The organism is Chryseobacterium fluminis (genome assembly GCF_026314945.1).
Classification (GTDB): domain Bacteria; phylum Bacteroidota; class Bacteroidia; order Flavobacteriales; family Weeksellaceae; genus Chryseobacterium; species Chryseobacterium fluminis.
In genome coordinates this window covers 301,485-315,300 of record NZ_CP111121.1, presented here as the reverse complement: position 1 = coordinate 315,300, position 13,816 = coordinate 301,485, and the positions used below count along the sequence as shown (strand labels likewise).

Annotated in this window: 9 protein-coding genes, 1 tRNA gene and 1 pseudogene; 2 read left to right on the top strand and 9 right to left on the bottom strand. The window is 41.1% G+C overall.

What is annotated here, in order from left to right; genetic code table 11:
• Positions 1–17: 17 nt before the first annotated feature.
• Complete coding sequence (locus tag ODZ84_RS01420; RefSeq protein ID WP_266175237.1) at positions 18–2,717, top strand: hypothetical protein; 2,700 nt, start codon at positions 18–20, stop codon at positions 2,715–2,717.
• 187 nt (positions 2,718–2,904) lie between these two features.
• Here the strand turns inward: ODZ84_RS01420 and ODZ84_RS01415 are convergent, their stop codons facing one another.
• Positions 2,905–3,819: a helix-turn-helix domain-containing protein gene (locus ODZ84_RS01415; RefSeq protein ID WP_266175236.1), complete on the bottom strand. Its 915-nt coding sequence runs from the start codon at positions 3,817–3,819 to the stop codon at positions 2,905–2,907.
• A gap of 82 nt (positions 3,820–3,901) precedes the next feature.
• Positions 3,902–4,698, bottom strand: a pseudogene (locus ODZ84_RS01410) (SDR family oxidoreductase).
• Positions 4,699–4,837: 139 nt separating this feature from the next.
• Between ODZ84_RS01410 and ODZ84_RS01405 the strand changes: the two are divergent.
• Positions 4,838–4,909, top strand: a tRNA-Arg gene (locus ODZ84_RS01405).
• 58 nt (positions 4,910–4,967) lie between these two features.
• Here ODZ84_RS01405 and ODZ84_RS01400 read toward each other — a convergent pair.
• From ODZ84_RS01400 to ilvC, 7 genes are all read right to left on the bottom strand, one after another.
• On the bottom strand, positions 4,968–5,762 hold the full coding sequence (locus ODZ84_RS01400) for a phosphatase PAP2 family protein (RefSeq protein ID WP_266175235.1): 795 nt from the start codon (positions 5,760–5,762) through the stop codon (positions 4,968–4,970).
• Positions 5,763–5,789: 27 nt separating this feature from the next.
• Complete coding sequence (locus ODZ84_RS01395; protein WP_266175234.1) at positions 5,790–6,371, bottom strand: HD domain-containing protein; 582 nt, start codon at positions 6,369–6,371, stop codon at positions 5,790–5,792.
• A 296-nt stretch (positions 6,372–6,667) separates the two neighbouring features.
• Entirely contained in the window at positions 6,668–8,629 is a 1,962-nt protein-coding gene (locus tag ODZ84_RS01390; RefSeq protein WP_266175233.1) for an LTA synthase family protein, read from the bottom strand.
• 287 nt (positions 8,630–8,916) lie between these two features.
• Positions 8,917–10,200 (bottom strand): sensor histidine kinase, encoded by a 1,284-nt coding sequence (locus ODZ84_RS01385; RefSeq protein WP_266175232.1) that lies wholly within the window; start codon positions 10,198–10,200, stop codon positions 8,917–8,919.
• Positions 10,201–10,204: 4 nt separating this feature from the next.
• Complete coding sequence (locus ODZ84_RS01380) at positions 10,205–10,882, bottom strand: response regulator transcription factor (RefSeq protein ID WP_266175231.1); 678 nt, start codon at positions 10,880–10,882, stop codon at positions 10,205–10,207.
• A gap of 605 nt (positions 10,883–11,487) precedes the next feature.
• Positions 11,488–12,759, bottom strand: coding sequence for a threonine ammonia-lyase IlvA (ilvA, locus tag ODZ84_RS01375; RefSeq protein WP_266175230.1), 1,272 nt, complete (start codon positions 12,757–12,759; stop codon positions 11,488–11,490).
• A complete protein-coding gene (gene ilvC, locus ODZ84_RS01370; RefSeq protein ID WP_266175229.1) occupies positions 12,743–13,804 on the bottom strand; it encodes a ketol-acid reductoisomerase in 1,062 nt (353 codons plus the stop codon). The genes ilvA and ilvC overlap by 17 nt, the downstream gene beginning before the upstream one ends.
• Between the last annotated feature and the right edge of the window lie 12 nt (positions 13,805–13,816).

Genomic DNA, 13,816 nt, shown 5'->3' with positions numbered 1-13,816 from the left:
CTTCCGGTACCGACAGAATGAAAATCGATGAAAACGGAAATATCGGAATAGGGACAACATTGCCTAAAGCTAAAGTTGACGTTGTAGGAAACGGAGCAATCTTGGGAGTCAGAAATGCTGAAAATCTCGGCAGTTGGGATAACCTTTGGCTGAAAGCAGACGGGGCCAGTCCATCCATTAATGTATCCGGAGCGGAGAAAGGACTCCAGTTTAATGTAGGAAATAATGCCAAAGGCACTTATGGAGATGCTGATCAGGATTTAACCACGGTTGCTACCATGTTGCCAAACGGAAATATAGGAATTGGAACCGATGCTCCTACCCATAAATTACATGTAGAAGGAAATATAAAAATTATAGACGGAACCCAGGGAAATAACAAGGTATTAACTTCTGATGCTAACGGAGCGGCTACCTGGAAAGATCTTCCCGCGGATAAAAACACAAATCTATATACCGATAACGGAACCCTTACGGCGAACAGAACGATCGCGCAAACTGATAAAACATTAGCGTTCACCGGAACGGCAACCAATGCTTTTTCGATAGACGGAAATACGCTTTCCGTGGATGCCGCCAACGACAGAATCGGTGTCGGCACAGCCGCCCCAACCCATAAGCTGCACGTGGCAGGCTCTGTAAAAATTGCCGACGGAACCCAGGGAAATAACAGGGTCTTAACTTCTGATGCCAATGGTGCTGCAAGCTGGAAAGATCTTCCCACGGATAAAAACACAAATTTATATACCGATAACGGAACCCTGACCGCTAACAGAACCATTGCACAGACTGATAAGACATTAGCGTTCACAGGAACCGCAACCAATGCCTTTTCGGTAGACGGAAATACTTTCTCTGTGGATGCAAAAAATGACAGAATCGGATTAGGAATAGCCACACCCATGGGTAAGCTGGATATGGTAGCGGATAATAAGACGGTAAGTACTGATAAAGAAGTATTTTTAAGGGGATATGGCACCTCTAAATCACCGAAAATCTATTTCAGCTCTGCCAATGGAACTGCAGCAGTACCCACCAACCTGGCCTATAATGATGACATCGGAGGATTAGATTTCACTCCACATGCAGGAAATATATTTCCATGGGGAAATGGGTCAGCCATATCTGCAAAATATAAAGGAAACGGTACAACACGCCTTACCGATTTGAGTCTGAAGACTTCAGGTACAGAAAGACTTAAAATTGATGAAAACGGAAATATCGGGGTTGGAACCGCCACCCCTGCAACAAAACTGGATATTATGACAGGTACAAAACAATATGGTCTACAGCATTCCGACGGAACCATCAATTTAAGAACCTATCTGGGAAAAGGCGTATCCAACGGACAAACCGATGCTGCCTGGATAGGAACACAAAGCAATCACCCACTTGACCTGATGACCAATGATGTTGTAAAAGTGAGAATTGCGGCCAATGGAAATATGGGAATAGGAACAAGTGCTCCAACTCATAAATTAGAAGTGGCAGGCTCTGTAAAAATTGCCGACGGAACCCAGGGAAATAACAAAGTCTTAACTTCTGATGCTAATGGAGCTGCTACCTGGCAAGACCTTCCTACAGACAAAAATACAAACCTATATACAGACAACGGAACCCTTACCGCTAACAGAACCATCGCACAAGCTGATAAAACATTAGCTTTTACAGGAACGGCAACCAATGCTTTTTCGGTAGACGGAAATACTTTCTCTGTGGATGCAAAAAATGACAGAATAGGATTAGGAATAGCCACACCCATGGGTAAACTGGATATGGTGGCAGATAATAAGACCGTAAGTACTGATAAAGAAGTATTTTTAAGGGGATATGGCACCTCCAAATCACCCATTCTTTACATCAGCTCTGCCAATGGTACCGCGGCAGCTCCTACCAACCTCGTCAATAATGAAGATATTGGGTCTATCAGCTTTACGCCCAGAGCCAATAATAATTTCGCATGGGGAACGGGAACCGGAATCTCAGCCAAATATAAAGGCAACGGAACCACTAACCTGACGGACCTCAGTTTAAAAACTTCCGGTACCGACAGAATGAAAATCGATGAAAACGGGAATGTCGGGATAGGAACTTCCACCCCCGACAGCAAACTTCATGTAGCAGGAAAAGTAAAAATTGCCGACGGAACCCAGGGAGCCGGAAAGGTATTAACTTCTGATGCCAATGGGGTGGCAACATGGCAGGCAACATCCACCTCCGGTAAATGGGTTTTAGATGAAATCTATGAAGAAGTCCGTACTAGACCTCTCACTGGTTATCCTTCAAGAAACGGAGTAACAGATCTTGATCTTACTCAACGAGTTTACGTAACAATACCCGCCTATTCGAAAGCAAAAGTCAATTTATATTATAACGTTCCTGTAACATTCCAAAATTCAAGTAATCTTGCACATTATGGATATGTAGGAGCAAAAGTAAAAAAGGAGAATGTAGATATTCCAAAATCAGCAAGGAGGGTCATTATACCTTCGATTTATAGTAACAGTAATCCTGTTGTCCTGTTTACATCTAATTCTTTTGTCGATGAGGTTACTAATAATACGGCCACTCCCATGTATATCAGATATAGGGCTTATGGTGTTGTAGATATAACCACGGTAGGCAGCGGCGGAGGTATCCCGGTCTTTTACTTTGGTAATCAAAATAATGCAGGTGAATCTATTATAAAAGCAGAAGTGTACACCAAACCATTATAATTATGAAAAGATTATCCAACTTTATTTACAAGATCAGAATTCTGTACCAGTACAGAAATCTCAGCAACAGGATCGAAAATGATGACAGATCCTGAAATCTAATATTAGATTTTTTTTCATCAGTGTGTTTTATGACTGTCTCTCCTACGTTATGCAGGGGAGACAGTATTTTTATATCCACATTATATTACATAAAAAGCTGCTTATAGCTCAGCGGCGTGGTGTCGGTCTTCTTTTTGAAGAGCTTGTTAAACGACTGGGAATGCTCAAACCCAAGCCGATAGGCAATCTCCGATACCGAGAGGCCGGTTGTGGTCAGATATTCTTTTGCTTTTTCAATTAATTTTTCATGAATGTGCTGCTGTGCATTCTGCCCGGTAAGATTTCTCAGCATATCGCTCAGATAATGCGGTGAAAGATGGAGCTCAGAAGCCAGGAACTCCACCGTAGGAAGTCCTTTTACCAGAGATTCCTGCTGATCGAAATAGCGGTTGAGCACATCTTCCATTTTGGAGAGAAGGTCGCTATTCACTGTTTTTCGGGTGATGAACTGCCGTTTATAAAACCGGTTGCTGTAGTTCAGCAGTACTTCAATATAAGAGACCATGATATCCTGGCTGCCTTCATCAATGGCCGTATTCAGCTCTCCTTCTATGGTCTGAAGCAGACCGACAACCTTGGTTTTCTCTTTATCGGAAAGATGTAACGCTTCATGCGTATCATAGGAAAAGAAGCCGTATCTTCTAATCGTCTGCGCCAGAGGATAATTCCGGATAAAATCCGGATGAATAAGTAAAGTATACCCAAAATACCGGGAATTTTCATCGGTGGACAGAATCTGATTCGGCGCCGTAAACATCATCCCGCCCTCATTGAAATCATAATACCCCTGCCCATACCCCATCTTTCCGTTCTCCGAGAATTTATAGGATATTTTATAAAATCCGAGATGAAAACTTTTGTAAAGAAATTCTTTATGAATGGTCATTTTGGTATTATCCACAAGACTGATCAGCGGATGCATCGGTTTTGGAAGCTGCAGGATGTCGTGAAGTTCCGATATGGAGGATATTTTCAAAGGCTGGTGGTCTTCCTTTTCCATGATTTAAAGGTAGGTAATTTATGAACAGCATGAATTCCGGGACCGGAATCTGCTTTCTTTCCGGTCCCGAAACACAGCCCGGTTAGATAAACTGTTTTCCGAATTCCTGCCTGAAGGCTTCAGCTCCCACGGCAAGGCGGTGGGCATAAAGTTCTCTGGCATCTTCTCCCGCCATATACCTCAACTGTTGTTTGCCGTCTGTCGCGGCTTCATACACCACCTCCGCGATCGCTTCAGGTTCTGAAGCGCCTTCCATCATGGCTTCCGTGCTGGAGAACATTTTTTGAATCATCGGCTCATATTCCGGCTGGGTGGCCGTATCTAATGAACGGCTGATAAAATCGGTTTTTATACCGCCCGGAGATACCGTTTTTATATCAATACCGAACGTATTCAGCTCAAAAGCAAGACTTTCGCTCCATCCTTCCAGGGCCCATTTTGTGGCATGGTACGTAGATCCTAACGGAAATGCAATTAATCCGCCGATAGAGGTCGTGGTGATAAACATCCCCTGCCCTTTCTTCCTGAAATACGGAATAAAAGCTTTGGTCACCCGGATGACCCTACCAGGTTGGTATCAATCTGCCGCAGAATCTGGTCGTCATCCAGGGCTTCCATGGGACCGATCAATCCGTATCCTGCGTTATTAAACACCACATCGATCTCACTTATTTCCAAAGCTTTTGTGACGGTATCTCGTATCTGCTCCGGATTTGTAACATCCAGAGGCAGAAGCGTGACATTGTCCAATTGTGAAAGTCCGGTGGCGGCTTCGGTGTTTCTCATGGTCGCAATGACGTTCCACCCTCTGCCCGCGAATAATTGTGCCGCTGTTTTCCCCAGTCCTGTAGAGGCACCTGTTATGAAAATTGTTTTCATTATTGTATTGTTTAAAATTAACAGGACAAAGTTCAGTTTTCGGAAAATATTTAAAGTTGCCAAAACGGATCATGCTGTAGCCAAAACGGAACGTACCCTATTGCTTTATCGGTGAGTATTTAATATCTTTGGACCCACAGGCCTCATAGTTCAACGGATAGAATAGAAGTTTCCTAAACTTTAGATCCAGGTTCGATTCCTGGTGAGGCCACAAAACGCTAAGGAAATAACGCAAAAATATTTTAGTTTTTGCGGTTCCGGGATATTTATTAAAAATTTCTGACCAAGCCTATGCCTACCGCTTTGTTCAGATAGAAGGGCATTACCATGGTTGCAGAATTTTTATTTTTTCCTCCTAAAAGATGATTGATCTTAGGGTACAGCCAGTAGGACAATTCGGTGGAAAGAATTCCGAAACCCGCGCCTGCCACCACATCCCCGAACCAGTGTTTGTCATTCAGCATCCTGTAAACACCGGTAAAAACAGCAAATGAATATCCTGAAATTCCCAGTAAGAAACTGGTGTCTTTGTATTCCCTGAACATAAACTGAGCAGAAGCAAATGCAATGGCAGTATGTCCTGAAGGAAACGACAGGTTATTGGAGTGGTCGGGCCTTTCTTCTTTCACAATATGTTTTAACGGAAGTGTTATTGCCGACGTTATCAGCATGGAGGCTCCGTAAATAATGCTTCTGTCGCGGAAATTGTGTTTTCCCTTAACCCCGAAAGCGTTTAAACCGTACACCAATGCAGCGGGCGCAAACTGCGTATAGTTGTCCAGCCTGATATGATCCGGCTGGTGCTCATTGATCTCGTCCCGGGTAGAAAAATTCAGCTGCTGAATGCCTCTTACCGACAGACTGGCCACCCCGTAACCGATAAGCGCAGTGGGGATTATCAATCTTTTATAATTGAAATGGCTGGCCTCGGCGTTTACGGTAACCACACTGTCCTGTTTCGCTTCCTGAACCTGAACGGTATCTTTGGTTTGTGCACCAACTTTCCCGAGTGTTGAGAATAAGATGAAAATACTGAAAACTGCTTTTTGTATGGCTTTTGACATCTGATGTTTTTTAATCTGATTAATAATTTATTGGGGACAATTTTTCTGAATGTTGATCTCTTTAAACTTTGAGAGGACCTCCCGGCCGCAATCTGTATAATAAGTATGGTCGGTGAGAAAACTACAGTTCTTCCTGAGCCATTCTTCATCTGAACAGGTCAGTTTAAGGAATATTTCAAATTCCTGCCTCAGTGCCTTTTCATATTTTGGATAATTAGGTTTTGCCAGGTGACAGAGATCGGCATCACACAGCACCTTTTCAATTAATGAAGAAGGGTTTTGCGGATATTTTGTGGATTCGATTGCCTTTAAAACAGCCTCTGTAAAATTTTCGTCACATCCGAAGTTTTTCAGAAAATCACCGGCTATCTTTTTGCTTGCATTTTCATGCCCCAGATATGTATTGGCATATCCACAATTGTGAAACCACGCAGCTACTTCCAGTACGATCATTTCCTCTCCCGAAAGACCGCATTGCATCCCGATTTCTTTTGCGGCAGCAACGACTTCAAAAGTATGATTGATGTTATGAAAAGTCAGCTCATCCGAAAGATTCTCCGAAAGAAATGAGGTCACGTAAGCCCTTAACGCTTCTATGATGTTATTCATTACCGATGATCATTAAAATTTATAATGATAGCCAACTCTAAGCACCTAACCGGGCAAAAGGACATCGCAGAAAATATAATCGAGATCGGGAAAAATAATCGTTTCATCCTGTTCATTACATCTAATTTCATACAATATTCTGTTATGATTTGGAAGAAATTTTGAATTTTAACTAATGATTACCAGCCTTGTAAATTATTCTTTTAATGAATACTCAGCTGATGTGAATGGTGACGCATTGTTAAACAAAAAAGACTGACATTGCTGTCAATCTTTTTCTTTCTTTATTTTAAATATTATTTCGCTTTCATCTTCCCGTTTTTAAATCTCACACTTGCCGTCTGATAATACGAAATGGTTTGGGAAGCCAATTCCTGATCTTTTGTTTTTATTTCTGATAAAGTCTGTTTTTCATTGCCTGAAACAATGAATTGTTTTACCCTCTTTCTGTCATCAATCTGGGTGAAGACCTTTTCCCTCAGCATTCCCAATGTTCGGTAGTTCCCTATAAATGCTCTTTCTTCTCCAATTTTCATTTGATTGATGTCTTTTCCATACAGACTTGTGGTGTAACTCCAGCCGAGATACCCGAATAAAGTCGGCATCAGATCGATTTGCGATGTCAGACGATTAATCCTCGTTGGTTTTTGATCTGGAAGATTATAAATGATAGCCGGAATATGATGCCTGTCGATATTGATCTCCCATTTTCCGGCACTGCTTGCACAATGGTCTGCAACGATAACGAATACCGTATTTTTGAACCATGGTTTTGTCTTCGCATCTGCAATGAATTTTCCTAAAGCATAATCGGTGTATTTCACCGCCCCATTTCTGTCCCCCTGCGGAAGATCTATTTTTCCGGCTGGGAAAGTATACGGTTTATGATTGGAAGTCGTCATGACAAACTGGAAAAATGGCTTGTTTGCTTTGGCATTTATATCAGCGTATTTGATGGATTGGTTATAAAGATCCTCATCACAGATTCCCCAGGCATTTTCAAATTTCACTTCGTTATCCGGAATGGCAAATCTCTGGGTCTTAATATGGTCAGATAACGGATTTCCACGGTCCCGGTCTACGATGTCGAATCCCTGTCCGCCAAAAAAGGTGTTCATATTATCAAAATAACCATCACCTCCATAGATAAAATAAGGCTGATAATCTTTTGATTTTATGATGGTAGAAACGGAGAATAAATCCTGATTATCGGGTCTTCTGACAATACTGTTTCCGGGAGTTGGAGGAACAGACAATGTCAAAGCTTCCATTCCGCGCACGGTTCTGGTTCCCGTTGCATATAGATTGGTAAAGAAAATACTTTCTTTGGATAATTTACCGTAATTAGGCGTAAGATGGTCTTTATTCCCAAATTCTGTCAGAAAATCTGCACTGAAACTTTCGATGGCAATGAGGATAATATTGGGTTTCTGTTCCTGATTTCCTGTTGTTAATCTGGAGATATCATCATAGGCTGCCGTTCTGTATTCCTGATTTTCCTGTAAAAGATCTTTTTTCACCATCGAGTACGCTTCTTTTTCCGGAAGTTTCGGATAAAATATTTCATAATCCAGCTCATTTGACTTAAACGCCGTTAAAAATGAAAAAGCTCCATTTTTACCCAGCTCACTAACGACCATATTATTACTGAAATCCGCATGTTTATTTTTCATCCCCCATCCCAAAACAACAGCGATGGTCAAGACCGGAAGCGCAAAAAAGAAACGATGACGGAGAGGACTTTTGTCTGAAAAAGTTTTTTTGAAAATATCCAGCTTTTTGAATAAAACAAATGTGATAACAATTAACCCTACCAGAACCACACCTATTTCAGGCAGAGGATAAGACTGGTTAATATTTTCAACAACTTCATACGTGTAAATAAGATAATCTACCGCAATGAAATTAAATCTCACCCCAAACTCATCCCAAAAAGGAATTTCCGCCAAAAGACTGAAATAAATAATGATGAAAATTAAAGTCAGATAAAAATAGGAAAAGCATTGATCAAACAAAGATCCTGTCCATCTTTTCGGGAAGACCAGCAGATAGATGGCGTACAAAGCCAAAAATAACGAACCCATGGTAAGATCGAATACAAATCCTGTAAAAAATGCTCTCAGAATATCTATCGGATTGAGATCAAGATCTTTTACAGACCAGATCAGCAGGACAATCCTTATGACAAATGATAGCAAAATATACAGGCATAAAACACTGAATAGTGTTGAAAATCGACCGTTGAATAACTTTTTCATAAATGAGGGGAAATATAGAAATGGGGGATCAGAAATTGGGTCCACATTGAAATTCACTGCTCCTAAAAGCGCAGAATTTCTGCTTCAGCATTTGAAACTGTAACAAAGGTTATAATTAAAGCCTTGATTTTGGATAAAACACCATTAAAACACTACACCTTAATGATTTAAGATGTAAAAAGCATTTTTTATGAAAAGTTTTTTTGCTGTTGAGGAGCACCAATAATTTCTGCATAAATTAAATTATGCCGTAAAAATATAAGTGAATTTTGAAGAAATTTTGAATTTTACAGCTTTACGGAAAAGATATGTAAATTATTTTCAAACGTATAACTAATGCTCCAGTGGTGAAATTTGCAGATCTCACGGATGATGGCCAGTCCTAACCCACTTCCGTTCCCGGTACCGGAAAGCTTTGAAAATCTTTTAAATAACAGATCTGTATTCAGTGCTTGGTTACCGGAATTGGCAACCTCAAATAGTGAATCGGTTAAATGTACGGAGATCGACCCGTTCCGTAATGTATGACGAATGGCATTTAAGATCAGATTGTTGATAAGAACTTCTGCCAGTCCACGGTTTCCGTAAACAAGGACACCGGACGAAATGGTTTCCGTAACCGAGATATTCTTTTGCTCAAAATGCTCACTGAACAGCTCCATACTCTGATGAAGCAATTCATCAAACTGAATTCGCTCCGCATTATCAAACTGGCTATTATCGATTTTAGCCAACAATAACAGATTTTTGTTGATTCTTGAACTTCGTGTTAAAGCCCTGTTCATTTCCTCTGCGATATCGTACTGCTTATCAGTCAGGTTTTCGTCCTGCAGCAACAGATCCAGTTTATTTTTAAGAATCGCCAGAGGAGTCTGCAGCTCATGAGACGCATTTTCTGTAAACTCTTTTTGTGTTTTGTAGACGGAAACATTATGGGTGATCAGTTTTTTCAATGACTGATTCAGTTCTTCAAATTCTGTCGTATCCGTGGCTTCAAATTCAATATGGGTCTGGGTATACAGGTTAAAGTTCTTCAGTTTGTCCAGTGTATCTCTGAAAGGTTTCCAGATCGTTTTGGATAATCTCCTGTTCAGAATAAACAGACCGGTAACGATCAGAAGAAAAAAGAATAACGTGATGAGTCCGATGATCATAACCGTTCCTTCCGTTTCCTCGATGTTGGTTTCTATGGTAAAAAGGTAAGGCTGGTTTTTGATATAAATTATTTTTTTCAGGCATCGGTAACGTTCAATCCTGGTATCAGCAGAAAAAGGTTTGTATTTTTCAGTCGTAAATACAGAATCTCTCAGATGACCTGCAGGGACTTTTTCAATATTGGTTCCGGGCTGGATCTTATTCCACAGCGATATGTTACGCCGGATATTTTCATCAGAAATTTTCATCCGGTTAAACTCATAGGAAGTCTTTTCTGCAACGATCTCATTATGCTCATCCAGCTCATCCAGCCAGATGGCATCCACCACAAAGTAATAGACCGGAATACTGATCACCAGTACCATCATGACAAAAATCAAAAACGGCCTGGTGGTTTTACTTAATAGTGGCTTCATCAGCTTATATATTTTCCCATTTATAGCCCGTGCCATACACTGTTTTCAGGTAATGGTCGCATCCGGCTTCGTATAATTTCTTTTTCAGATTTTTTACATGAGCATACACAAAATCATGATTATCCAGCATATCTGCAAAATCACCGGAAAGATGTTCTGCCAAAGTGCTTTTGGAAATTACCTTATTTTTATTGCCTACAAAATAAATTAACAGATCAAATTCCTTTTTGGTAAGGATAATGGTTTTGTCATTGATGCTCACCGTTTTTGCCAGAAGATCGATCTGCAACTCGTTTTGCTTGATGACATTGGCGCTATTGAACTGTTTTCTTCTGATAACCGAATAAATTCTTGCCATCAATTCTGAAAGGTGGAACGGCTTCGTCAGGTAGTCGTCGGCGCCCAGTTGCAGTCCCGTTATTTTATCTTCCAGGGCATTTTTAGCGGAAATAATAATAACTCCATCCTGTTTATTCTGTTTTTTCAGCTCTTCCAGAATGGCGAGACCACTGCCATCAGGAAGCATAAGATCCAGTAAAATACAGTCATACTCAAAAGTTTCTGTCTTCTCCATAGCTTCTTTGAATGTGATTGCAAATTCACAGATATAATATTCTCCGGAAAGGTATTCGGAGATGCTTTTTGCCAATTCGGTTTCGTCTTCTATAATCAGGATTTTCATCAGCGATATCTATTATGTAATGGTCCGCCCAAATAATTTATACAAATTTATTATTTGAATTCTGAAGAAATTTCGAATTTAAAGAATCCTGTCGAGATCAACACAATATTTATCAGAATTCAAAGCAAGAAATAATTTCTTTTTTGGCTCATAAAATTACTTCTCTTTAATACCCGATCCCTAAATCGATAAAAATAAAACAAATATGGGCAAATCGTACTGTTGAAGATTTCCAAAGGACCTGCTTGTACTTTGCCGCGTAGAATTTCAATCCGATAATCAGATAAAGTCAACGGAACTGACTGGTTTTTCATTTGGTGAATGGTAAAACGGTTACCTCATACAACATAAGAAAAACCGGCGTTATGACCCGCCGGTTTGAAAAAAAACAAAAATTGATATGGATATGAGTTCTAGACTCGAAACAATAATATCCGTCAAATCATTGGTGTTAATAGAATCGATGTTTCCTCTGTCATTAATGTTGATACAAATTTATATTTATTTAGAATTAATAAAAATAGTAATCTTATGATATTTGTCATTTTTTAAATATTTCAAATATCAATTGTAATTGACCACTTTGTGAGGCAGTTTTACCTTTATCAAACCAGAAGATTCATCATCGAGGGAGTTCCGTTGAGATAAGACTCAAAGTACCCGAGTGACTTCATTCTCTGTAACAGCCCGTCAAAATCTGAGGCGCAAGCCAATTCAATTCCGACAATGGCCGAAGCTGTTTCACGGGAGTTTTTTTTGGTATATTCGAAAAAGGTAATATCATCCTTTGCTCCAAGCACATGTAAAACAAAATGTTTAAGGGAACCCGGACGCTGGGGAAATCTTACAACGAAATAATGCTTCAGACCACGGTACAGCATGGCTCTTTCTTTAATCTCCTCCGTCCGGGTGATGTCATTATTACTCCCGCTTACGATACATACCACATTTTTACCTTTAATTTCACCGGCATACTGATCAAGCGCTGCCAGCGTTAAAGCACCTGCAGGTTCCAGCACCATTGCCTCCTTATTGTACATTTCAAGCAGGGTTTCACAAACTTTCCCCTCATGAACGGATATGCAGTCGGTCACATGATCTTTACAAATCCCAAAAGTAAGATCTCCGACCTTCTGAACAGCCGCACCGTCTACAAATTTATCGATCTCTTCCAGGGCCACAGTTTTCCCGGCCTTCAGTGAGGCAGCCATGGATGCTGCCCCTGAAGGTTCTGCCAAAATAATATGAGTGCGCGGAGACAGCCGGGAAAAAACGGTGACCATTCCCGCCGCCAGGCCTCCGCCACCTACGGGAACGAAAAGATAATCTATTTCATCATTTGCCTGTTCAAGAATTTCCAAAGCAAGGGTCGCCTGCCCTTCAATAATCTGAGGGTCATCAAAAGGATGAATGAAGGCGGCTCCCCATTTCTCACTGAATTCTATCGCAGCGTTTTTAGAATCATCAAAGGTGTCACCGTATAATTTTATCTGTACAAAACCTTCCCCAAACATTTCCACCTGTTCCAGCTTCTGCCGGGGCGTTGTTTCAGGCATGAAAATAACACCGTTGATCTTAAGTCTATGACACGCGAAAGCCACTCCCTGAGCATGATTTCCCGCACTTGCACACACCACTCCCCTGCGTACCTTGTCCTGCAGGAATAGCTGATATATCTTGTTGTATGCTCCCCGTATTTTATAGGAACGCACAGGCTGCATATCCTCTCTTTTCAGAATGATTTCCGCAGAAAATTTCTTTGAGAGTCTGAGACTTTTCTGAAAGGGTGTCTTATGAACTACACTTTCAAGTATTTTCCTGGCTTGTTCAACATGTTTAAGAGTCGGAACGTTAGTCTGTTTATTTTTCGTATTCATAAGCTTTATCCGGGCGAAGCGATCTTACGACTTTTCCGGCCTGCCATAATTCACTTTCTCTTAGTTCTTCCAATTCTTTATTCAGACTTTTCCTGTAATCCTCTTTGCTATTGCTCAAGATTGATTTCTGGGATTCGTGACCGGCAGCTACGCTTTCATACAGCTCTTCAAAAACGGGTTTGGTGGCTTCATAGAACTTTTTCCACCAGTCCAAAGCGCCCCGCTGGGCCGTAGTAGAACAATTAGCATACATCCAGTCCATCCCGTTTTCGGCCACCAGAGGCATTAAAGACTGGGTCAGTTCTTCCACGGTTTCGTTGAATGCCTCAGAAGGGCTGTGTCCCTGCGCTCTCAGAACTTCAAACTGTGCCGCAAAAATTCCCTGAATCGCGCCCATCAGGGTACCTCTCTCCCCTACCAGATCACTGTACACTTCTTTTTTGAAATTGGTTTCAAAAAGATATCCGCTTCCGACTGCAATTCCTAAAGCCACTGCTTTATCCTTTGCATTTCCTGTAGCATCCTGGTGAATGGCATAGCTGCTGTTTAATCCTTTTCCTTCTACAAAAAGTCTTCTGAGTGAAGTTCCGGAACCTTTGGGAGCTACTAAAATGACGTCAACATCTTTTGGAGGGACGATGCGGGTCTGGTGATTGTAGGTAATTCCGAAGCCATGTGAAAAATATAATGTTTTGCCCGGTGTCAGATGCTTTTCAAGGGTCGGCCAGAATTCGATCTGGGCCGCGTCGCTCAGCAGATAGCAGAAAACAGTCCCTTTGCGGGCTGCTTCCTCCAGTTCAAATAAGGTTTCTCCCGGTACAAAACCATCTGCAACTGCCTTATCCCAGCTTTTTGAGTTTTTTCTCTGACCGACGATAACGTTGATTCCGTTATCTTTTAAATTTAAAGCCTGGCCAGGCCCCTGGATTCCGTAGCCTAAAACGGCTACCACTTCATTTTTCAGAACTTCCCGGGCCTTTTCCACCGGAAATTCTTCTCTTGTTACTACATTTTCTTCTACGCCTGCAAATTTAATTAATGCCATAATTGTAATTTT

Excerpts from the sequence above, each read along its gene's own strand:
- ODZ84_RS01390 (WP_266175233.1), bottom strand. The coding sequence starts at position 8,629 with ATGAAAAAGTTATTCAACGGTCGATTTTCAACACTATTCAGTGTTTTA.
- ilvC (WP_266175229.1), bottom strand. The coding sequence starts at position 13,804 with ATGGCATTAATTAAATTTGCAGGCGTAGAAGAAAATGTAGTAACAAGA.
- ODZ84_RS01385 (WP_266175232.1), bottom strand. The coding sequence starts at position 10,200 with ATGAAGCCACTATTAAGTAAAACCACCAGGCCGTTTTTGATTTTTGTC.
- ODZ84_RS01380 (WP_266175231.1), bottom strand. The coding sequence starts at position 10,882 with ATGAAAATCCTGATTATAGAAGACGAAACCGAATTGGCAAAAAGCATC.
- ODZ84_RS01400 (WP_266175235.1), bottom strand. The coding sequence starts at position 5,762 with ATGTCAAAAGCCATACAAAAAGCAGTTTTCAGTATTTTCATCTTATTC.
- ODZ84_RS01420 (WP_266175237.1), top strand. The coding sequence starts at position 18 with ATGAAAATCGATGAAAACGGAAATATCGGAATAGGGACAACATTGCCT.
- ODZ84_RS01415 (WP_266175236.1), bottom strand. The coding sequence starts at position 3,819 with ATGGAAAAGGAAGACCACCAGCCTTTGAAAATATCCTCCATATCGGAA.
- ODZ84_RS01395 (WP_266175234.1), bottom strand. The coding sequence starts at position 6,371 with ATGAATAACATCATAGAAGCGTTAAGGGCTTACGTGACCTCATTTCTT.
- ilvA (WP_266175230.1), bottom strand. The coding sequence starts at position 12,759 with ATGAATACGAAAAATAAACAGACTAACGTTCCGACTCTTAAACATGTT.